The organism is Marinomonas aquimarina (assembly GCF_900089755.1).
Classification (GTDB): domain Bacteria; phylum Pseudomonadota; class Gammaproteobacteria; order Pseudomonadales; family Marinomonadaceae; genus Marinomonas; species Marinomonas aquimarina.
Genome location: NZ_FLOC01000014.1, coordinates 20,223 through 41,305 on the forward strand (window position 1 = coordinate 20,223; position 21,083 = coordinate 41,305).

Here is a 21,083-nt window from a genome sequence, read left to right on the forward strand (position 1 = left end):
AAGATCCCCAAAGCTGCGCACTTTTTGCGCAAATCAACTTATTAGTCTGCTTGACGACGCAAGAACGCAGGAATATCCAAGTATGATAGCTTGTCATCCGCACTCTGACTTGTACCAGTCGAAGCCGAGGAATCATTTACTTTTGTTTCAGCAGGTTTGTTGATCGTCGCTTCAGCCGCTGGCTTAACCGCCTCTGGCTGTGATGCTACAACATTAACTTGCACAGGCTCAGCTGCTGGTGCCGCTGCCGGAGCAGAAGCTGGGGCCGCTGTTGCAGAAGTCGCTGTCGTCGATACCGATGCACCAACAGCAGACTGCATTTGCGCCGCGCCACCTTTACCTTCAAGACCTGTTGCGACCACCGTCACACGCATCTCTTCACCCACACTTGGATCGATCGCACAACCGATCACCACAGTTGCGTCTTCCGATGCGTATTCTTCGATGATGTTACCCACTTCGGTAAATTCAGATAGACCAACTTCATCGTTGGCGGTGATGTTAACCAGCACACCACGTGCACCTTTTAGGTTAATGTCTTCTAGCAATGGATTGTGAATCGCTGCTTCTGCCGCAACACGAGCACGATCTTCACCCGTTGCTGAGCCTGAGCCCATCATCGCCATACCCATCTCTTTCATAACCGTTTGCACGTCGGCAAAGTCGACGTTGATTAGGCCTGGGCGCATGATCAAGTCAGTAATACCTTGCACCGCGTTTAGCAAGACATTGTTGGCCTCACCAAAAGCCTTTAGAAGAGAGATATTTTTACCTAGCACTGGCAACAAACGCTCGTTTGGCACAGTAATCAATGAGTCCACATTATCACGTAACTCTTTGATACCCTCGTCTGCCACTTTTGCACGGCGACGCCCCTCGAATGGGAACGGCTTGGTCACTACTGCAACCGTCAAGATGCCTAGTTCGCGCGCTACTTTAGCGATCACAGGCGCCGCACCTGTACCCGTACCACCGCCCATACCAGCGGTAATGAACACCATGTCCGCACCGGTCAGCAGTTCAGTAATTTTCTCTTGATCTTCAAGTGCTGAATCGCGACCAATGTTTGGGTTGGCACCGGCACCTAAGCCTTTAGTAACTGTCGTACCCAACTGCAATGTGATGCCAGAATCCAAGCCGATCAGTGCTTTTGAATCTGTGTTGGCACAAATAAATTCAACACCGTCCAGGTTGCTTTCAAGCATATGCTTAACAGCGTTACCGCCGCCGCCACCTACACCAACTACCTTGATGACAGCATTGTCTGATAAGTTTTCTTCGGCTAAATCAAATACGTTCATGGACATGGGCTTTAAGCTCCTATAATTCTGCTGTCATTCCTGACTAAATATAACTCTGAAACCAGTCTTTTACCTTGTGCCACGCCTTCGCTGGACTGAAAGCAGGCTTGGTTTCACCGCTCGCCACTTCGGGCAGAAACTTTTTCTTTGGTGCTTTTTCCTGAGCAAACGACTCTGCTACATCAGGAACCGGCACACCTGCTCCGGCGTATTCTAACAAACCTACGCTGGTTGAATAACTTGGATTATCCACCATCTCTGCCACCCCATTAGAAAGGTGCGGAGACGCTATTCGAACTGGCATATCAAAGATACGCTCTGCTAAGGCTTCAGCACCCTCCATCAAGGAAGTGCCACCAGTAATGACGATGCCAGCCGGAATACGCTCGGCATAGCCGCTACGATTCAACTCATCCAACACCATCTTGTAAATCTCTTCATAACGCGCCTCAACGACTTCGGCTAACGCATGGCGAGAGATTGATCTTGGCTTACGATCACCAACACTCGGCACTTCGATGCGCTGATCAGCAGACGCTAAACTCGACATCGCACAAGCGTACTTGATTTTAATGTTTTCAGCGTGCAGCGTCGGCGTACGTAACGCCATTGAAATATCATTGGTCACCTGATCTCCGGCAACTGGCACTACCGCTGTATGGTGCATGGCACCGTCCAGCCAGACAGCAATGTCAGATGTTCCTGCGCCGATATCGACCAGACAGACACCCAAATCTTTTTCATCTTCACTCAAACACACTTGGCTTGAAGCCAGCTGTGACAGAATTACGCCATCCACTTCAAGGCCGCAACGACGAATGCATTTCTCAACATTCATCACTGCATTGGCGGCACCAGAAATAAGGTGCACATTCGCTTCTAGACGAACACCAGACATGCCTAGTGGATCACGAATCCCTTCTTGAGAGTCAATATTGAACTCTTGCGGCAGCACATGCAGCAAGCGCTGGTCCGATGAAATCGGCACCGCTTGGGCAGCATCTATAACCCGCTCAATATCTTCAACCTGAACTTCGCCATCTTTTACTGCCACGATACCGTGAGAGTTCTGACTGCGAATATGACTGCCTGCCACACTCACGTAAACCGAGTGTATATTGCAGCCTGCCATCAGTTCAGCTTCTTCTACTGCTCGCTGGATAGACTGCACAGTGGACTCGATATTAATGACGACACCACGCTTCATGCCTTTCGCAGCATGCGTGCCAACACCAACCACTTCCATTACACCGTCAACACTCTTTTCCCCGACTACACAGGTAATTTTTGAAGTGCCAACGTCTAATCCAACAATCATAAAAATCCTAGCTTCCTACAACCAATACATTATTGCTTAAAAAAGCAACAATCAGACCAACTTTTACTGTTCTGCTTTCCATTTCACCGCTACCCCATGAGGATAGCGGGCATCGACCGAGGCAATTCGATCTATTCTACCCGATAAATCACTTTTATACACTGCTACAAACCGCTGTAATCGCTCTAAAACCGCATCACGACCGAGTTTTACACTCACACCATTTGCAAACGAGATATTCCATGCGCCACGGTCCTCCAACTCTAATCCAGCCACACGAAGTGAGGTGGTAGATAATAACTGGCTGATCAGGGTAAACTGATCAAGTACCGCCGCTTCCGTATCCGCAGGCCCAGACAACCGCGTTAGCGGCAAGTTCGGTCTTGTTGCGGGCGCAATAATTTTCCCATCTGCGGTAATGACTTTCCCATTATTCCAAAAAGCCACCGGCTTATGTTCATGCACCTCGATACGCAAGGTATGCGGCCAGACGCGACGTATCTTTGCTGACTCCACCCAAGCAGGCTGTTCACCAATGTATTTCAGTGCAGCCATTGGCTCATTAAACAAACCACGCCCGAGCAACTGATTGTAGCTTCGCTGTAAGGCGGCTCGATCGGCATACGTTAAATCACCTACCACCTCAACCTTACGAATATCGAACATTGGCACGTCAGAGGCCACTTGATCAGGATTATCCTGAAACAAGGCAAATAAAATCAGCAAAATTGCGCCCAGTAACGCTGCCGTGCGCATTGGATTATTGGGCCTCTAGTGCGTCTTGCCAAGCCTTGACAAGGATCGCATCTACTAAATCGTCATAGCCTATGCCAGCATAAGCAGCCGCCATCGGCACCAAACTATGGGACGTCATACCTGGCGAGGTATTCACCTCTAACACCGTAAACTGCCCTTCTGCTGTTTGCATGATGTCCACTCGCCCCCAACCGCGACAGTTAAGAGAGCGGTATGCGTCCAGCGCCAAGGCTTGAATTTCCAGTCCCAAATCTTCTGACAAACCACATGGCAACAAATACTCGGTGTCGTCAGCGAGGTACTTTGCCTCATAGTCATATAGAGCATGGCCTTGGGCCGGTTTCAAACCGATGGGCGCGTACGCCACATCATCAATGATCGCCACCGTGAACTCAGGACCAGACACAAACTCCTCAACCAAGATATCTGAGTCATAGCGCTTCGCATCCAGCAACGCTTGCTCCAACTCAGATGGATCATTCACCTTGCTGATGCCAATGGTGGAGCCCTCACGAGATGGTTTGATGATCAGTGGGTAGTTCATTTCATCATTAATCTGCGCCACGTTTGGGGCTTCACTAAAGCACAAGTAGTTTGGCGTCGGAATACCAATCCCCTGCCAATAACGCTTGGTCAGCGCTTTGTCCATGGCAAACCCTGATGCCAACGGCAAGCTGCCGGTGTAAGGTTTCTCTAACATGTCCAACAAGGCTTGCACACGACCGTCTTCCCCTTCACCACCGTGCAGGGCAATGAACGCCATATCGAAGTTGGCTTCCATTAGCTGCTTCACCGGATCTTGCTGAGCCCCTTCGCCGTACAAGTCCACTTTCACCACTTGGTAACCTTTATTGGCCAGGGCTTGAGCGACGCGTGTGCCACTTTCAAGTGACACATCGCGTTCCGCAGAGCGCCCACCATAGATAACGGCAACGGTTTTATCTTTCAACGCTGTCATATTAAATACCCTCTGCCGCTAGCTTTTTCGAAATTGCCCCAATATCACCAGCTCCTTGAGTGATCAGCAAGTCATTCGGGCGTAAAACATTTGCCAAGATCGAACGCAAATCATCCTCACTGCTGACATGCACGGGATCCACCGCGCCACGTTGACGGATACTGCCACACATAGACTTACTGTCAGCACCATTAATGGCGACTTCCCCAGCGGCATACACATCCAACAACAGCAACACATCGACTTCCGATAAGACTTTTACAAAGTCCTCATACAGGTCACGAGTACGTGAGTAACGGTGCGGCTGATACACCATCACTAAGCGTTTCTCTGGCCAACCCGCACGGATAGATTTAATAGTCGCGTTCACTTCGCTTGGGTGATGACCATAGTCATCGATAAACATGACATTGCCACCTTCCGGCAAGCTCAAATCGCCTTGCTCTTGGAAGCGACGACCCACCCCTTCAAAGCCCATCAAGCCTGCTTGAATGGCACTGGCGTCCACCCCTAAATCGGTGGCCACAGCAATGGTCGCCAAGGCATTCAAAATGTTGTGACGGCCAGGCATTGGCAGACGAATACGCAACGGCTCCCCTTCAGGGCGGTGCGCTAAGAACTCACAGAAACGGCCTTTTTGCGAAATGTCCGTAGCGTAGAAGTCCGCCTCATGATCAATCCCATACGTCAGTACTGGTCGACTCAACTCAGGCATGATCTCACGCACGTTTTCATCGTCGACACACAGCACCGCCAAACCGTAAAACGGCAGGTTATGAATGAACTCAATAAAGGTACGCTTCACTTGCTCGAAGTCACCGTTATAGGTGTCCATATGATCTTCATCGATATTGGTAACAATCACAGTTTGCGGCTGTAAATGCAGGAAGGAGGCATCACTTTCATCCGCTTCCGCGACCAGGTACTTACTGCTGCCAAGCTGCGCATTGGCGCCGGCACTGGTCAAGCGACCACCAATCACAAAGGTTGGCGATTCGTCTGTGGCAGCCAAAATAGACGCCATCAAGCTTGTCGTGGTGGTTTTACCATGGGTACCCGCCACCGCGATACCATGACGGTAACGCATTAGCTCTGCCAACATTTCCGCACGACGTACGATTGGAATGCGGTTTTCTTTGCCCCATTTGATTTCAGGATTGCTCTTGTCGATTGCACTCGACACCACAATCACGTGGGCATTTTTCACATTGTCTTCTTGGTGACCAATAAAGATTTCAACACCCAATTGCGCCAAACGCTCGGTCGTTGCGGAAGCTTTCATGTCCGATCCACTGACATTGTAACCTTGGTTACACAACACCTCAGCAATACCCGACATTCCGACACCACCCACACCAATAAAATGGATATTTTGAATACGGCGCATGGTCGGGATATCGTAGCGAAATTTAGCTTCCATCATTTCTTCATTAACCTTATACACTGAGAAACCACCGTCTGGGTGGCGTCAGGATGAGCAGCCAGTTTTGCTTGCTCAGCCATTGTTCGTAATTTATTTGTATCGTCTGCCAACTGGACAAGACATTGTTCTAAACTGGCCAGATTCAGTTCAGGCTGAGGCATCAAATAGGCGGCCCCCACCTGTGATAAAGAGCGAGCGTTAGCGGTCTGATGATCATCAATCGCGTGCGGGTACGGCACCAAAATAGACGGCAAGCCGGCAATCGCCAGCTCGCTCACGGTCATCGCCCCAGCGCGGCATAACACCACATCCGCCCAATAATACGCCTGACTCATGTCATCAATGTAAGCATCAATACGAGCCGACACACCTAACTGCTCGTAATCTGCTTGTACCGTTTGATGGTTTTTGGCCCCAGTTTGATGCCAAACATCTAAACGTGTGCCATGCTGCCACTGAGCCAACAGTTGTGGCACCACATCATTAATCGCTTTGGCACCAAGACTGCCCCCCACTACCAATAAGCGCAGCGGTCTAGATGGTTCATCGCGCAGCGCTCGAGTTTTCTGGGATAAAATTGCCCCCCGTACTGGGTTTCCGACGGTTAAACCGTTTGGCAACGCCCCTTCAAACGCCTGCAGTTTGAGCTTGGCAATCTTGGCTAATAATGTATTGGTCGTGCCCGCGACAGCGTTTTGCTCATGAATGGCCAGCGGCACCCCCAATAATTTGGCTGCCACCCCACCAGGACCAGCGACAAAGCCACCCATACCGAGCACTAAATCCGGTTTTTCGCGACGCATAATCGCCACCGCCTGACCAATAGAGTGGGCAATACGCCACGGCGCCAACAACAACCCTAACGCCCCTTTACCACGCACCCCTTTGATCGATACTGTGTGCAGTGGGATATCATGCTGAGCGACTAAGGTTTCTTCCATACCGCCGGCAGAGCCCATCCAGCAGACATCCATACCCAGTTGCGCAAATTTTTCAGCGCACGCCAGCGCGGGATAAATATGTCCGCCGGTTCCGCCCGCCATCAGCATTACTTTTTTCGGCTTTGACACCTTACACTTCCCCTACATCTGTGACTGCTTTGGCTTTGCGCCCAGCGGCAGATTTCTCTTCTTCATCTTCAATAGGTTGTAAGCGACGGTTTTCAAGATCCACACGCCCTACCACGAACAAGCTGGCCAAAGTAATAATTAAACTACTCCCGCCGTAACTGATCAAAGGCAGCGTTAAACCCTTAGTCGGCAGGAAGCCCGTGTTCACACCTACGTTGATAATCACCTGAGCCAAAATCAAGATGGCAAAACCAAAGCACATGTAACCTTGAAAGAAACGCTCTTGGCGCATCGCTGTTTGGCCAATTTTAAAGACGCGCGACAACATTACTGCAAACACGGCCAATAACAACATGCCACCAAACATACCGGTCTCCTCGACCCAGATCGAGAATACAAAATCCGTATGGGCCTCCGGCAGGTAGGCCAATTTCTGCACACTATTGCCAAGCCCTAGGCCAAACCATTCACCGCGACCGTAAGCGATCAAAGCCTGCGATAGCTGGTACCCTTCGTTGTAGGGATCGGCCCAAGGGTCAACAAAGTTCATGAGACGTTTGACACGATAGCTTTCCGAAATCGCCACCACACCTAAGGCCCCGATGACCGCAATCACCAGACCAATAAATTGATAAATCGGTGCCCCGGCAATAAACAATAAGGCAATCACGGTACCGATCAATACCACCGAAGCACCAAAATCCGGCTCCAGTAGCAAACAGATTAAAAACAAAAAGGACACCACCATCGGCATCCCCGAACCTATCAACTGTTGTCGCACACGATCGGCGCGCCGCACCAGATAGCCTGACACATAAACCACCATGCAGACCTTAGCAACCTCGGAGGCCTGTAAGTTAAAGACCACCAAATTAATCCAGCGCCGACTACCATTGACGGTTTTACCGATACCGGGCACTAACACCAGTATTAACAGCAACAGTGAAAACATCATTAAAGGTACGCCCCACTTATGCAACGTCTCAGTGGGAATCGACATCATGAAGTAGCCAAAGATCAAGCCGATGATCAAATAGGCCGTTTGCCGCGCCATAAAATAAAACGGGTGCCCATACTTGGTTTCCGAAAGGAAAATCGAAGCACTGGACACCATCACGATTCCAAGCACTAGTACACACGCCACGGACGCCATAAACATTGGGTCAATTTGACGAAATTCTTTATACGAAATGGGCTCTAGAATCGCGCGGATATTCATAGTTTATTGACCAACTCGACAAAGTGATCGCCACGCGCTTCGAAATTCTTATACTGATCGAAACTCGCACAAGCAGGTGAAAACAATACGATATCACCTTGTTTTACTTGAGATTTTACAACTTCCATCAGCTCATCCAGCGTAACATGCTCGGAGTATGACGTGCCTTGCGGGACAATGTCGATGATCTTGCTCGCATCTTTACCAAAAACATAAAGATGCTTGACGAATTTTGCTAAGGCTGGCGCCAAAGGAGAGAAATCAGCGCCCTTGCCCACACCACCGGCCAATAAATGAATGGTCTTCGCCTGCTTATTCCCAAGCCCTTCTAATGCCGCTAAGGTCGCCCCAACATTGGTACCTTTTGAGTCATTGATGTAGGTAACGCCATCCTGTTCACGTACCGTCTCACAGCGATGAGGTAAGCCAGCAAAGGTCGCCAATACAGTGGCCACTTCCGGGGCATCAATAGGTAGCGCCAACACGTCTAGAACCGCCAGCGCTGCCAAAATATTAGCGTAGTTGTGCTCACCTTTTAGCTTAATGTCTTGGCTATTAAAAAGGCGTTTCACCCCCTTACAAAGCCAAACACCCTCAGCGTCTTTTAATAAGCCAAATTCTTTCAGATCAGGGCTGCCCTTGGTAAAGGCTCGCACGGGGGTATCCTGGGCCAGCAAAGGGGCCGTTAGGATATCTTGCTTGTTGCATACCGCTGCTTTACAACCGCGGTAGATGCGCTGCTTGGCACGTTGGTAACCATACAGATCGTCATAACGATCCATATGATCTTCTGAGACGTTGAGCAAACACGCCACATCTGCCTTCAGAGCATGGGTTGTTTCAAGCTGGAAGCTGGACAACTCCAAGACATAGTAATCCATGCCATCAGCAAGACAATCCAGTGCTGGCAAACCTAGATTGCCGCCCGCAATAGAACGTTTACCTAGCGCCAGCAACAATTCGTTGACCAAGGTGGTGACGGTGCTCTTCGCGTTGGAGCCGGTAATGGCAATAAATGGCGCATTGGCGTAATCACAGAAGAGGTCAATATCACCACGCATCTGCACACCAGCTTGCGCCAGTTCCTTCAAAATCGGGGCGGCCAAGGCAATACCAGGGCTGACAAACAGCTCGGTCACCCCCAAGGTTCTGAGCACCTCAAGAGACCCCGTAAAAATGCGTTCTTCGGGACAAAGTTGCTTTACCTGATCCAGTCCAGGTGGATTATCACGGGAATCGACAACAAAGAAGTCCAAGCCTTGTTTGGCCAAGAACGTCGCCGTGGACACGCCACTCACCCCTAAACCTACTACCGCACGCACACGATCTGAAGAAATCAAAGACATGATGGATTACCTAACCTTAAGTGTCGCCAAACCAATCAGAACCAAACATACGGTAATGATCCAAAAACGGACAATAACCTTTGGCTCGGCCCAGCCTTTTAACTCAAAGTGATGGTGAATCGGTGCCATGCGGAAAATACGACGCTTGGTCAACTTATAAGACGCCACCTGCAAGATCACGGACACTGTCTCCATCACAAACACACCGCCCATAATAAACAGTACCAACTCTTGGCGTACAATGACCGCAATCACGCCCAATGCAGCACCTAATGCCAGTGCTCCCACATCTCCCATAAAGACTTGGGCTGGGTAAGTGTTAAACCATAAGAAACCCAAGCCCGCGCCAACCAAGGCCGAACAGAACACGATCAACTCACCGGTGCCCTGCACATAAGGAATCAATAAGTAGTCAGCAAACTTGACGTTACCGGTTAGGTACGCAAACAGACCCAGTGCACCACCGACTAATACGGTTGGCAAAATCGCCAAACCATCCAGACCATCGGTCAGATTGACCGCATTACTGGTGCCGACAATCACGAAGTAGGTAAACACCACAAAGAACATACCCAATGGAATCGCGGCATCTTTGAATAACGGAATCAGCAACTCTGTTTCGGCCGGAGTCGACGCCAAGGTATATAGATAAATGGCCGCCGACAGACCAAACACGCTTTGCCAAAAGTACTTCCATTTTGCTGGCAAACCACGAGAGTTCTTTTCCACTACCTTACGATAGTCATCCACCCAACCGACAGCACCAAAGGCAATCATGGTCAGCAAGGTTACCCAGACATATGGGTTGGTCAAATCGCCCCACAGTAGCGTACTGATGGCGATAGAAAATAAAATCATCACACCGCCCATGGTCGGTGTACCCGCTTTACTTAGATGCGATTGTGGGCCGTCATCGCGTACTGCCTGACCAATTTGCAGGCGCTGCAGCAAACGAATCACTTTGCCACCGATTAACAGGGAGATAAAAAGTGCCGTCAACACACCCAAAATCGCCCGCAGCGACAGGTAGTTGAACACCGTAAAGAAAGTAAAATATTTACTAAGGTAGGCCGTTAAAAGCAGTAGCATGGTTAGGCTAATTCCTAATTTTTCAGAGCGTTAACTATATCTTCCATTTTGGCTGAACGAGAACCTTTCACCAAAATGACATGTTCTGAATTGAGCGTGGCCAACAGTGCCAACGCGTCATCCTTCGTCTGGCAAGGGTGCGCTTGTTGCCCAGACGTTTGTATGGCGGTAAATCCGTGCGCGGCTTCGGCCGCAATGGGACCAATGGTAATCAAATGCTCAAGGCCTAACTTGGCCGCGTATTGACCAAGACCGTAATGAATCGCCGCCTCTTGATCCCCCAATTCGCCCAATGCGCCAAGTACCATCCATTTTGTCTGTTGTGCATACAACGCCAACACATCCATGGCCGCTTCGACAGATTTTGGGCTAGCATTGTAACAATCATTAATGACCACGGCTTCTCTTTTTGACGCCAGCACTTCCATGCGCCCCGGCACCTGTTCAGGATGCTTTAACTGGGCTATCACATCGATCATCGCAAAACCCAAAGCGGTCATCGCTAGAGCAACCGCCATGGCATTGGCGATATGATGTTTCCCCGGGCGATCGAGCACTAGGCAATAAGTCTGCCCTTGATACTGCAAGGTGGTTGTGGAACCTGAGACAGACTCTTGCACATCACTCGCATATAGGCTTGCCATAGGATCAGTGAAGGAGAACGAACGGACTGCACGATTGCCCACACGCTCTAACCAATAGCCATAGGAGGCATCATCGGCATTTAACACGACTGTGGCGTCTGCTTTGGCCGTTTCAAATAACATGCCTTTCTCAACAGCAACACCATGGATAGAACCAAAGCCAAGCAAGTGACTGCCACTGGCATTGGTCAATACCACCACATCCGCCTCAATGGTTTGCCCTAACTTTTCAATCTCTCCTGGAAAGCTGGTACCCGCTTCGATCACCGCGTATTGATCTGCAACAGATAAATTCAACAGCGTTTTGGGTACGCCTATTTGATTATTAAGATTGCTTTGGGTTTTCAGCACCTGGCCGTGTTCTGACAACACTCTGGCCAACCAATCTTTGACACTGGTTTTACCATTACTGCCAGTGATGGCCACTACCGGCCTATTAAATAAGCGTCGCATCATGCGACCGATCTGCGCATAAGCTTGCGTAGTGTCCGCAACTTCGATACGGGGTTCGATTGCAACAGGCTCACTGACTAAGACCGCTACGGCACCTTGCTGCATCACTTGCTCTGCAAATTGATGGCCATTAAAACGCTCGCCTACCAGCGCCACAAACAGTTTCTGCTCCAGGGCTTCGCGAGAATCGGTTGAAACATCTGACACCAGTTGGTCTTGGCCGACTAATCGACCACCCACTTCTTTAGCGATGTCAGACAGTTTAAGCTTGTGCAACATAGGCCTTTAGCGCTTCTCGCGCATCCTCTCGATCATCAAAGTGGTGTCGAACACCGTTTACTTCTTGGTACGTCTCATGCCCTTTACCAGCAATTAAGACAATATCTTCAGGTCTTGCCATGGCAACGGCTTGTGCAATCGCCTGATGGCGATCCACTTCTACTCGCACCTCAGCCAAGGTGTCATCCAAAGCCGCTAAAGCATCCTTAATGATGCTTTGCGGTGACTCCGTTCGCGGATTGTCCGATGTCAACCAGACATAATCGGCATGCTGCTGTGCCACAGCCAGCATCATAGGACGTTTGCCGGTGTCACGATCACCACCGCAACCAAACACACAAATAACACGGCCACTGGCATGAGCGTGGATGGCTTTTAACGCCACCTCTAAGGCATCAGAGGTGTGCGCATAATCGACCAGCACTAAAGGCGCTTCAGGCCGCTTACAGGCTTCCATCCTACCAGGCGCGCCTTGCAGGGATGACAACGCCTGTACCGCTCTGGCAGGCTCGTCCACCGAGGACAACACTGCCGCTAATGCGGCCAAGGCATTTTGTACATTAAACTCACCAAGCAGCGGCAAAAATACCGCAAATTCCTGCCCCAATACTTGTATCGTTAGCCGCACACCCGTTTGTTCAAAGGATTTCTCCAGCACAGCAAAATCCGCTGCCTGCGACTCTAGCGCCGAATAGCGCCATACAGGGGCTTGCGTATGCGCCACCATAAAGTCGGCATAATCGGAATCGGCACAAACAATGGCGCGCTGTAATGCGTCAAATTCAAATAAGCGTCGCTTGGCGCACGCATAATTCTCCATTGAGCCATGATAATCAAGATGATCGCGAGTAAGGTTTGAGAAAACCGCCGTTGACACTGGCACACCAGCGAGGCGTTGTTGATCTAACGCATGGGAAGAGGCCTCGAAAGCCACCAAGGCAACACCCTGCTGCGCAAAAGAAGACAAAAGTTTGTGTAATGTGAGGAGATCAGGGGTAGTCTGCTTGGCGTCTTGTAGGTTTCCCAATACACCAATACCAAAGGTACCTATCATGGCGCTTTTCAGCCCCAACGCCTGCGCCAGCTGGGCAATGTAATAACAGATACTGGACTTACCGTTGGTGCCCGTCACCGCGACGATATGCTCTGGCACTGGACCGTAAATCTGACGCGCCAATTGCGCTAACACCAACTCAATGTGAGCCACCTCTAGCAACACCATACGGTCGCTGTGCAACCCAAGCCCCTGCGGCACAATGGCGACTCGACAGCCTTTTTCGGCCACTTGCTCGAGATAATCCCAACCATTACTGGATACGCCTGGCAGCGCTATAAAAACGGTTTCAGCGTCCACTAAACGAGAATCGGTCTCTAAAGACCGATACTCACCTTGCTCAATTTTCCAACGATTCTCGAGATGTAGCCATTGTAGAAGCTGCTCGAAGCTGAACATATTAGTTTCCTTGTACGATTCGATAAGGCGCCTTATTGGTTTCTTCTAGACGCACTTCACGCAATCCTTCCGGACGATCAGGCGGAATATTCAATGTCGTCAATGCACCTTCCATGACACGCGAAAACACTGGCGCTGACACCTCACCGCCGTAGTACTTACGTCCTTTCGGATCGTTGACCATGACCACCATGGCCAAACGCGGGTTCGTAGCGGGCACCACCCCAGCAAACAACGAAATATATTGGTCGTATGCATAACCACCTTCACCGACTTTGTGCACCGTACCGGTTTTACCCGCTACGTTATAGCCTGGAATTTGAGCTTTCTTGCCAGAGCCTTCCGTTACCACCGCCTGTAGCATATGCACCACATCGCGCGCGATATCGGCCGGAATGACTTGCTCACCCTGAGGTGGAATGTCTTGCTTGAACAGGGTCACAGGCACCTTGTAGCCATGGTTTGCTAAGACCATGTAGGCCTGTGCCAATTGCAACGTCGAGACCGCTAGACCATAACCATAGGACAAGGTCGCAATTTCCGATGGGTGCCATTTTGGATGCATTGGCAGCTTACCAGTGGTTTCCCCCGGAAAGCCTAGACCCACAGGTGAACCGATGCCCAACTCATAGAACATGTTCCAGATGGTGTCTTGAGGCAAGGATAAGGCAATGCGTGAGGTGGCGACGTTACTTGACTTCACCAGCACCGTCTCTAGATCGATCTCACCATAGTTTCGAAAATCTCGAATGGTGTAACGACCAAAGCGCAAATAACCAGGGTTGGTGTCTATAATCGACTCGGTGTTGTATTGACCCGAGCGCATCGCGGCCGTCACAGAGAAGGGTTTCATAGTAGAACCCGGCTCAAATAAATCGATCACGGCGCGGTTACGCAGTTCTTCAGGCTCAAGGTCAGAACGATCATTCGGGTTAAAGGACGGTTGATTCACCATGGCTAAAATTTCACCGGTGCGCACATCCAAGATTACCGCTGAGGCGGAACTGGCGCGTTGCTCAGTCACCACCGCTTTCAGTTCACGATAAGCAAGATACTGCAAACGCATATCGATACTCAGCTCGATGTTTTCACCCGCTTGCTCTGGCACTTCCTGACCTAGGGTACGAATGATGTTGCCCTTTAGGTCTTTCATGTAAGAGAACTTACCAGGCTTACCTTGCAGAGCTTGATCGTAGGCGAGCTCAAGACCTTCTTGGCCTTTGTCATCGATATTGGTAAAACCTACCACCTGAGAGGTCACTTCTCCGGCTGGATAGAAGCGCTTGTACTCTTTAATTTTGCTAACACCCACGACATCAGCATCAAGAATGGCTTCGGCTTCATGGGGTGGAATTTGACGCTTTAGGTACATGAAACCTTTGTTGCGGTTGATCTCAAAGCGCTCTTTCAACAGCGCAGATCCAACCCCCATGGCTTCCGCTAAACGGGCAATCTCCTGCTCCGGTATTTTTCGCTCGCCGATTGGCTTGGCTAGGTTAACTGGGTCTTCCGACAACCCCCAAAGGTCTCTCGGGTTAGCAATCACTGTCCAAGTGGGCGTGCTGACCGCCAATGGCTCACCATTGCGATCCAAAATCATGCCACGAGTCGCCGGAATCGACTCGGTGCGCACTGCACGCATCTCCCCTTGGTTCTGCAAAAACTCTTTATCGAGTACCGTGAGGTAGAACAAGCGTCCCGCGGCAACAGCGAACAAAATGAAAGCAATACTGTACACTAAGTACAGGCGCCAGCGACTGGGTGAAAAACTACGTTCGTTTGTGTTCATGGCTTCACAATGACCAATTCTTCCGGGGTCGGAGCACGCATATTTAAATCCCTTATTGCTGCTTGTTCCAATCGACTTGGTTGGGTCAGGGCGCTTTGCTCCAGCAATAGCTGCCCCCAAACCACCTCATAGTTCACTTCATCTTTCTTTAACTGTTGTAGATAGGCGAAATCACGACGAAAGTCGAACACCTGAATAACCAACACAATCGCCATCACGCCGAGCAATAGTAAAGCCGCGGCGAATGGCACCAGGCGGGGAGCCTGGTTATTCACTGATGCGCTCCATCACACGCAACACAGCACTGCGTGAACGAACGTTATCACTCACCTCTCCTTTGGAAGGCTTGATCGCTTTACCAACGGTTTTGAAGTGAATGTCCAAGTGCGCATTTTGAATCGGCAAGTGGCGCGGCAAATCCGGCCCTTTGCACATCTTCTTCATAAACTGCTTCACAATGCGGTCTTCCAAAGAGTGGAAGCTGATCACCACTAAGCGGCCACCGACTTTCAAAGCCTTAGTCGCCGCCTCTAGGCCGGTTTCTAAGTCACCCAACTCGTTATTGATATGGATGCGAATACCTTGGAAGGCTCGGGTAGCCGGGTTTTTTCCCTTTTCCCAATTGGGGTGCGCTTCGGCGACAATTTTGGCCAACTGTTTGGTCGTGGTAATCGGTGTGTGGTTGCGGTATTCCACAATCGCGCGGGCAATACGTCGCGAATAGCGTTCTTCACCATATTGATACATGACATCGGCGATTTCTTTTTCCGCCGCGACCGCGATCCAATCCGCAGCACTCATGCCCGCATTGGGGTTCATACGCATATCTAGCGGGCCATCATTCATAAAACTAAAACCGCGGCTAGCATCGTCCAACTGTGGTGATGACACCCCTAGATCCATCATCACGCCATCAACCTTGTCGACACCAAACACACTAGGGATATGTTCTGCCATGTTGGCGAAACTGTCTTGTACAATGGTAAAACGCGCGTCTTCTTGCTCAAGTGCTTTACCGTGGCCAATCGCCACAGGGTCTTTATCAAAGCCCAACATGGTGCCCGTTGTTAGGCGTGACAACACCAATCGTGTGTGCCCACCGCGACCAAACGTTCCATCCACGTAGGTCCCAGCCGGATCGGTCACCAACATATCGACCGATTCGTTCAGCATGACACTGATATGTTCTGGCGTTGCATCTGTCATAGAGAGATATCCATTAATGTATCGAGTTCTAAGTTATCTAGGCTGACTTCGGACAGGTACTCCTCACGTTGAGATTCCCACTCTTCCAAGCCCCAAATTTCGAGTTTTTTACCCTGACCTAACAGGGTCGATTTGCGGTCGATCTTGGCGTATTCACGTAGCGGAGCCGGCAACAACAAGCGCCCTGCGCTATCAAACTCCAAATCGGTCGCATGACCTACCAATAAACGCTGCAGCCTTCTGGCTTGCGGCTGAAAAGATGGTAGGCGGTCTAATTTTTCTTGGATTTGCTCCCACTCAGACAGAGGGTAGAGCAACAAACAACGGGCCTGCGGATCAATGGTGATCACCACACCTGCGTCATCGTATTGCAGAAACTCATCGCGTAAGCGTGCCGGCAGAGACAAACGTCCCTTAGCATCCACACTGACCTGATGAATTCCTCTAAACATGCCCATATCCCACTTATCGACACTTTCTCCCACAATTTAACACTTATTTTAGTATTAGTTAAAAAAATACAAAAAAAAATTCGCCAAAAGCGAATTATTTATGCGTCCACAGGGAAGAACTTACGAAACCATGAAGATTGGGAGTCAATCAGAGAGGAGAATGAGCAAGTTGGCCGATAAGCCGGGTTCTGTCGTGGACAGTCATTCATCTAGGCTGTACATCACTGCACAGCTCGAGCAACCTACCCGAACTCAGTGCGGGTCACACCAATGAGTTCCTATTTGGTCTTGCTTCAAGTGGGGTTTACCATGCCACACACTGTTACCAGGTGCGCGGTGCGCTCTTACCGCACCATTTCAACCTTACCGGCAGTAAACTGCTTAGGCGGTGTATTTTCTGCTGCACTTTCCGTAGGCTCACGCCCCCCAGGCGTTACCTGGCACTTTACCCTGCGAAGCCCGGACTTTCCTCCCCTTTGACAAAATCAAAGCGGCGACTGTCTGGCCAACTTGCGGTGGGGCATACTACAGGGTGAAGCGCTAATTGCAAGCAAAAAAGCACTTTCACCCTAATATTCATGCCAAAGGCAGACAAAACCTCACTTCCAAGCCCCCTTCTGGGCGATTAAAAGCCTGTATCTCACCATTGTGCGCTTGCACGATACGCTTGGCGATGGTCAGCCCTACACCAAAGCCGCCACTGTTAGACTCCCGCGCAGAGGATGAACGAAAGAATGCATGAAAGATCTTTTCCAACATATCATCCGCCACCCCAGGCCCATTATCTTTGATCGAAATGATGGCTTGTTTATCCACTTCCGAAGAGCTGACTTCAACCGCCCCACCTTCACCCGAGTAAAAGCAGGCATTACGCAATACGTTTTCCACCGCATGGCGCAACTGCACCGGATCACCATGCAAGGCTTTCGGTAAATCCCCTGTTTTGGTGATGGCAATTCCCCTAAGCTGCGATTCAAATTGCACATCATCGACAATATCGGTCAGCCAGGGCTGCAACTCTATCGTCCCTTTTTGCATAGACGCGGCTTCTAGGCGCGACAAGGTCAACACCTGACCAATCAGCTCATCTAACTCATGCAATTCGTTACGGATACGCACTAGGTAGTTCTGCTGTGCCGGCTGCCCATGCTTGTCTTCAGCAATGGTTAAGGCCACTTCAATACGCGCCAAAGGCGTACGCAATTCATGGGACACATCACGCAACAGGCGCTCTTTGGAACTTAACAAGGTCTCAATACGACCCGCCATCTCATTGAACTCACGCGCCAGATTACCGATCGCATCGTTTCGCTGCACCAGACGGTGATCGACACGGGCAGACATCTCACCCTGACCAAAAGAACGAGTGATTTTTTGCAACTTAAGCAGCGGGCCCATCAGCCAATACGCCAAGATCCCACTGGAGACAAGCAAACCGAGCAATGACAGCAAAGCAATGGCCCAAGGACTGATGGCATCACTCTTGTCCTGCGGCCTAAAGACCAACAGATACTGTGTATTACTGGCACCAATCACTTGGATAAACTGGCTGCGACGAGCATCTGCCGAGGCTTGCGCCTCTTCCGCCCCAACAGGATCACTTAAATTGGTCGAATCACGAAAATTACGCGGTAATGGGCGCAACAGTGGGCGCCCATTTTCTTGATAGATAAAAATGCTACCTTGCAGCTGCTTTTCAAAACGCCTAGCCTGCTCTTGCAACGCACTGGTGCCACTTTTCTCATAGGTAGAAACTAAGCTGACACCGATATCACCGAGCACGTCAGCCGAGACTTGATTGCGATCCTCGACAAAATCGACCACCCCAAGACCGATCGCCACCACCACCATATTGGAAAACAATACAACCAAGAACACTCGTAAAAAGGTATTTTTCATAGACTCAGGCAACCAGCGACTCGCACCTAGTTTTCTGCTCCATCAACAAAGATGTAGCCGACACCTCGAACCGTTTTAATGCGCGGCTCGCCGTTTTCAAAGTTACCCACTTTCTTACGCAGGTTACTAATATGCATATCCAAACTGCGATCGTACATGGTCAACTTGCGACCCAAGGCTTTTTCAGACAGCTCTTGCTTGGTCATCACCTGCCCTGGCACCATCATCATACATTCCAGCAATGAATACTCAGACGTGGTCAACTCAATCGCATCATTGTGCAGGTAAACCGTGCGATCACGACGGCGCAACAACACATCCGACAAGTGCAAATCCGACATCGGATCGTCTTCACGCTCCTGTGACGAGCGACGCAAGATGGCCTTAATTCGAGCCAGCAATTCGCGCGGATTAAATGGCTTGGACAAGTAATCATCCGCGCCCATTTCCAAGCCTAGAATACGATCAATATCGTCGCCTTTGGCAGTCAGCATGATCACTGGAATGGCACTCTTGTTACGAATCTGCTTCAAGGTTTCAAAGCCATCCAGTACCGGCATCATGACATCCAAAATAACGATATCAGGGCGATCTTGTTCCATGTAATCCAGCGCTTCTTGACCATTCCAAGCATGAGTGACCTCATAGCCTTCGCCGTCAAAATATTCCTTCACCAAATCCGATAGACGAGCATCATCGTCTGCTAACAGCATCTTAACCATAATCAACCCTTAAACTGTAAAGTTGTTTGACAGATTCATAGTATGGTAGTAAGCGAACAAAAAAACCCCTCTTTTCAAAGAACTGACAATTTTTGCAATGGGGCTGACTATTTGCGCAATAAAAAACGCCCTGCTGACAATGCCAACAGGGCGTTTAGGAAACAAAGTCGCGTAAAAGTTACTTCACTTCAACAACTTGCGCTTCGATTTTCGCTTTCCACTCAGCAGGACCAGTCAAATGAACTGAGGTACCAGCTGCATCAACAGCAACGGTTACCGGCATATCGACCACATCGAATTCGTAGATTGCTTCCATCCCCATTTCAGGGAAAGCCACCACTTCGGCATTCTTGATCGCCTTAGAAACAAGGTAAGCCGCACCGCCGACTGCCATCAGGTAGACCGCACCAAACTCTTTGATCGCCTCGATTGCCACTGGACCACGTTCAGCTTTACCGATCATGCCAAGTAGACCCGTTTTCTCAAGCATGGTGTGGGTAAATTTATCCATACGTGTCGATGTGGTTGGACCAGCAGGACCTACCGCTTCATCTTTCACAGGATCTACTGGACCTACGTAGTAAATAAAACGGCCTTTAAGGTCGACTGGCAACTCTTCGCCATTCGCCATCATCTCGACCATCTTCTTATGCGCTGCATCACGACCAGTTAGCATTTTGCCGTTTAGCAGAACCGTTTCGCCAGGCTTCCACTCTTTCACCATTTCAGGCGTTACTTCGTTTAGGTTCACACGACGAACGTTGTCGCCTACTTCCCAAGTAATATCTGGCCAGTCATCAAGTGATGGTGGCACAAGATCCGCTGGACCAGAACCATCCAGTACAAAATGCGCGTGACGTGTTGCCGCACAGTTCGGGATCATTGCCACCGGCAAAGACGCTGCGTGCGTTGGGTAATCCATGATTTTCACATCAAGAACTGTCGTTAGACCACCCAAACCTTGGGCACCAATGCCTAGATTGTTTACCGCTTCAAAGATTTCAAGACGCAGCTCTTCGACACGGTTTTGAGGGCCACGAGCTTTTAGCTCATGAACATCGATTGGCTCCATGAGTGATTCTTTCGCCATCACCATGGCTTTCTCAGCAGTACCGCCAATACCGATACCCAACATACCTGGTGGACACCAGCCCGCCCCCATCGTTGGCACTGTTTTCTTCACCCACTCTACAATTGAGTCAGACGGGTTTAGCATCGCTAGCTTAGATTTATTCTCAGAACCGCCACCTTTTGCGGCCACGTGCACTTCCACCGTGTCACCTGGCACGATCTCCATGTGGATCACGGCTGGCGTGTTGTCTTTGGTGTTTTTACGGGCACCAGCAGGATCGTCAAGAATCGACGCACGCAATACGTTGTCAGGGTGAAGATAAGCGCGGCGCACACCTTCGTTGATCATGTCCGTGACGCTCATTGAGCCTTCCCACTGAACATTCATACCCACTTTAACAAACACAGTTACGATACCCGTGTCCTGACAGATTGGACGCTTACCTTCGGCACACATACGTGAGTTGATCAGAATCTGAGCCATAGAGTCTTTTGCTGCCTGACTCTCTTCCCGCTCATACGCTTCATGAACAGCTTTAACAAAATCTAGGGGATGATAGTAAGAAATAAACTGAAGGGAATCTGCAACGCTATCGATCAGATCGTCCTGTTTAATAATGCTCATGCGCCTCTCC

General features: G+C 50.0%; 18 protein-coding genes and 1 other RNA gene. All 19 read right to left on the reverse strand.

Annotated elements, in window-relative coordinates:
• Positions 1-41 precede the first annotated feature (41 nt).
• The 19 genes from ftsZ to MAQ5080_RS12160 all read right to left on the reverse strand — a co-directional run bounded on the left by ftsZ (position 42) and on the right by MAQ5080_RS12160 (position 21,073).
• The gene (gene ftsZ / locus MAQ5080_RS12070; protein ID WP_067210834.1) at positions 42-1,301 is read right to left on the reverse strand and encodes a cell division protein FtsZ; all 1,260 of its coding nucleotides are present in this window, start codon (positions 1,299-1,301) and stop codon (positions 42-44) included.
• Between the two features lie 43 nt (positions 1,302-1,344).
• Entirely contained in the window at positions 1,345-2,619 is a 1,275-nt protein-coding gene (gene ftsA, locus MAQ5080_RS12075) for a cell division protein FtsA (RefSeq protein WP_067210596.1), read from the reverse strand.
• Positions 2,620-2,682: 63 nt separating this feature from the next.
• Complete coding sequence (locus tag MAQ5080_RS12080; protein ID WP_067210599.1) at positions 2,683-3,375, reverse strand: cell division protein FtsQ/DivIB; 693 nt, start codon at positions 3,373-3,375, stop codon at positions 2,683-2,685.
• A 4-nt stretch (positions 3,376-3,379) separates the two neighbouring features.
• On the reverse strand, positions 3,380-4,333 hold the full coding sequence (locus MAQ5080_RS12085; RefSeq protein ID WP_197464615.1) for a D-alanine--D-alanine ligase: 954 nt from the start codon (positions 4,331-4,333) through the stop codon (positions 3,380-3,382).
• 1 nt (position 4,334) lies between these two features.
• Positions 4,335-5,756 (reverse strand): UDP-N-acetylmuramate--L-alanine ligase, encoded by a 1,422-nt coding sequence (murC, locus tag MAQ5080_RS12090; RefSeq protein ID WP_067210602.1) that lies wholly within the window; start codon positions 5,754-5,756, stop codon positions 4,335-4,337.
• Positions 5,753-6,826, reverse strand: coding sequence for an undecaprenyldiphospho-muramoylpentapeptide beta-N-acetylglucosaminyltransferase (gene murG, locus MAQ5080_RS12095; RefSeq protein ID WP_082861097.1), 1,074 nt, complete (start codon positions 6,824-6,826; stop codon positions 5,753-5,755). Before murG ends, murC begins: the two co-directional genes overlap by 4 nt.
• A 1-nt stretch (position 6,827) precedes the next feature.
• Entirely contained in the window at positions 6,828-8,045 is a 1,218-nt protein-coding gene (gene ftsW / locus MAQ5080_RS12100) for a putative lipid II flippase FtsW (RefSeq protein ID WP_067210605.1), read from the reverse strand.
• Entirely contained in the window at positions 8,042-9,391 is a 1,350-nt protein-coding gene (gene murD, locus MAQ5080_RS12105; RefSeq protein ID WP_067210608.1) for a UDP-N-acetylmuramoyl-L-alanine--D-glutamate ligase, read from the reverse strand. Before murD ends, ftsW begins: the two co-directional genes overlap by 4 nt.
• A 6-nt stretch (positions 9,392-9,397) precedes the next feature.
• Positions 9,398-10,480 (reverse strand): phospho-N-acetylmuramoyl-pentapeptide-transferase, encoded by a 1,083-nt coding sequence (gene mraY, locus MAQ5080_RS12110; RefSeq protein WP_067210611.1) that lies wholly within the window; start codon positions 10,478-10,480, stop codon positions 9,398-9,400.
• A gap of 14 nt (positions 10,481-10,494) precedes the next feature.
• On the reverse strand, positions 10,495-11,856 hold the full coding sequence (locus MAQ5080_RS12115; RefSeq protein ID WP_067210614.1) for a UDP-N-acetylmuramoyl-tripeptide--D-alanyl-D-alanine ligase: 1,362 nt from the start codon (positions 11,854-11,856) through the stop codon (positions 10,495-10,497).
• Entirely contained in the window at positions 11,840-13,309 is a 1,470-nt protein-coding gene (locus MAQ5080_RS12120; RefSeq protein ID WP_067210617.1) for a UDP-N-acetylmuramoyl-L-alanyl-D-glutamate--2,6-diaminopimelate ligase, read from the reverse strand. The genes MAQ5080_RS12115 and MAQ5080_RS12120 overlap by 17 nt, the downstream gene beginning before the upstream one ends.
• 1 nt (position 13,310) lies before the next feature.
• Positions 13,311-15,098 carry a peptidoglycan D,D-transpeptidase FtsI family protein gene (locus MAQ5080_RS12125; RefSeq protein ID WP_067210621.1) on the reverse strand — a complete coding sequence of 596 codons (1,788 nt, stop codon included), beginning with the start codon at positions 15,096-15,098 and terminating at the stop codon, positions 13,311-13,313.
• On the reverse strand, positions 15,095-15,373 hold the full coding sequence (gene ftsL, locus MAQ5080_RS12130) for a cell division protein FtsL (RefSeq protein ID WP_067210625.1): 279 nt from the start codon (positions 15,371-15,373) through the stop codon (positions 15,095-15,097). The genes MAQ5080_RS12125 and ftsL overlap by 4 nt, the downstream gene beginning before the upstream one ends.
• Positions 15,366-16,304 carry a 16S rRNA (cytosine(1402)-N(4))-methyltransferase RsmH gene (gene rsmH, locus MAQ5080_RS12135; RefSeq protein WP_067210628.1) on the reverse strand — a complete coding sequence of 313 codons (939 nt, stop codon included), beginning with the start codon at positions 16,302-16,304 and terminating at the stop codon, positions 15,366-15,368. Before rsmH ends, ftsL begins: the two co-directional genes overlap by 8 nt.
• Positions 16,301-16,756, reverse strand: a complete 456-nt coding sequence (mraZ, locus tag MAQ5080_RS12140) for a division/cell wall cluster transcriptional repressor MraZ (protein ID WP_067210843.1) — start codon at positions 16,754-16,756, stop codon at positions 16,301-16,303. The genes rsmH and mraZ overlap by 4 nt, the downstream gene beginning before the upstream one ends.
• 161 nt (positions 16,757-16,917) lie before the next feature.
• An RNA gene (rnpB, locus tag MAQ5080_RS12145) (RNase P RNA component class A) lies at positions 16,918-17,269 on the reverse strand.
• A 63-nt stretch (positions 17,270-17,332) separates the two neighbouring features.
• Positions 17,333-18,655, reverse strand: coding sequence for a HAMP domain-containing sensor histidine kinase (locus tag MAQ5080_RS12150; RefSeq protein WP_067210632.1), 1,323 nt, complete (start codon positions 18,653-18,655; stop codon positions 17,333-17,335).
• Positions 18,656-18,681: 26 nt separating this feature from the next.
• Entirely contained in the window at positions 18,682-19,377 is a 696-nt protein-coding gene (locus MAQ5080_RS12155; protein WP_067210635.1) for a response regulator transcription factor, read from the reverse strand.
• Between the two features lie 178 nt (positions 19,378-19,555).
• Positions 19,556-21,073, reverse strand: a complete 1,518-nt coding sequence (locus MAQ5080_RS12160) for a fumarate hydratase (protein ID WP_067210639.1) — start codon at positions 21,071-21,073, stop codon at positions 19,556-19,558.
• Between the last annotated feature and the right edge of the window lie 10 nt (positions 21,074-21,083).

Bases quoted from the DNA above. Each gene is read 5' to 3' on its own strand.
- mraZ (WP_067210843.1), bottom strand. From the start codon at position 16,756: ATGTTTAGAGGAATTCATCAGGTCAGTGTGGATGCTAAGGGACGTTTG.
- MAQ5080_RS12155 (WP_067210635.1), bottom strand. From the start codon at position 19,377: ATGGTTAAGATGCTGTTAGCAGACGATGATGCTCGTCTATCGGATTTG.
- MAQ5080_RS12115 (WP_067210614.1), bottom strand. From the start codon at position 11,856: ATGTTGCACAAGCTTAAACTGTCTGACATCGCTAAAGAAGTGGGTGGT.
- murD (WP_067210608.1), bottom strand. From the start codon at position 9,391: ATGTCTTTGATTTCTTCAGATCGTGTGCGTGCGGTAGTAGGTTTAGGG.
- ftsZ (WP_067210834.1), bottom strand. From the start codon at position 1,301: ATGAACGTATTTGATTTAGCCGAAGAAAACTTATCAGACAATGCTGTC.
- MAQ5080_RS12125 (WP_067210621.1), bottom strand. From the start codon at position 15,098: ATGAACACAAACGAACGTAGTTTTTCACCCAGTCGCTGGCGCCTGTAC.
- MAQ5080_RS12080 (WP_067210599.1), bottom strand. From the start codon at position 3,375: ATGCGCACGGCAGCGTTACTGGGCGCAATTTTGCTGATTTTATTTGCC.
- MAQ5080_RS12085 (WP_197464615.1), bottom strand. From the start codon at position 4,333: ATGACAGCGTTGAAAGATAAAACCGTTGCCGTTATCTATGGTGGGCGC.
- ftsW (WP_067210605.1), bottom strand. From the start codon at position 8,045: ATGAATATCCGCGCGATTCTAGAGCCCATTTCGTATAAAGAATTTCGT.
- rsmH (WP_067210628.1), bottom strand. From the start codon at position 16,304: ATGACAGATGCAACGCCAGAACATATCAGTGTCATGCTGAACGAATCG.
- MAQ5080_RS12120 (WP_067210617.1), bottom strand. From the start codon at position 13,309: ATGTTCAGCTTCGAGCAGCTTCTACAATGGCTACATCTCGAGAATCGT.
- murC (WP_067210602.1), bottom strand. From the start codon at position 5,756: ATGATGGAAGCTAAATTTCGCTACGATATCCCGACCATGCGCCGTATT.
- MAQ5080_RS12160 (WP_067210639.1), bottom strand. From the start codon at position 21,073: ATGAGCATTATTAAACAGGACGATCTGATCGATAGCGTTGCAGATTCC.
- MAQ5080_RS12150 (WP_067210632.1), bottom strand. From the start codon at position 18,655: ATGAAAAATACCTTTTTACGAGTGTTCTTGGTTGTATTGTTTTCCAAT.
- mraY (WP_067210611.1), bottom strand. From the start codon at position 10,480: ATGCTACTGCTTTTAACGGCCTACCTTAGTAAATATTTTACTTTCTTT.
- ftsA (WP_067210596.1), bottom strand. From the start codon at position 2,619: ATGATTGTTGGATTAGACGTTGGCACTTCAAAAATTACCTGTGTAGTC.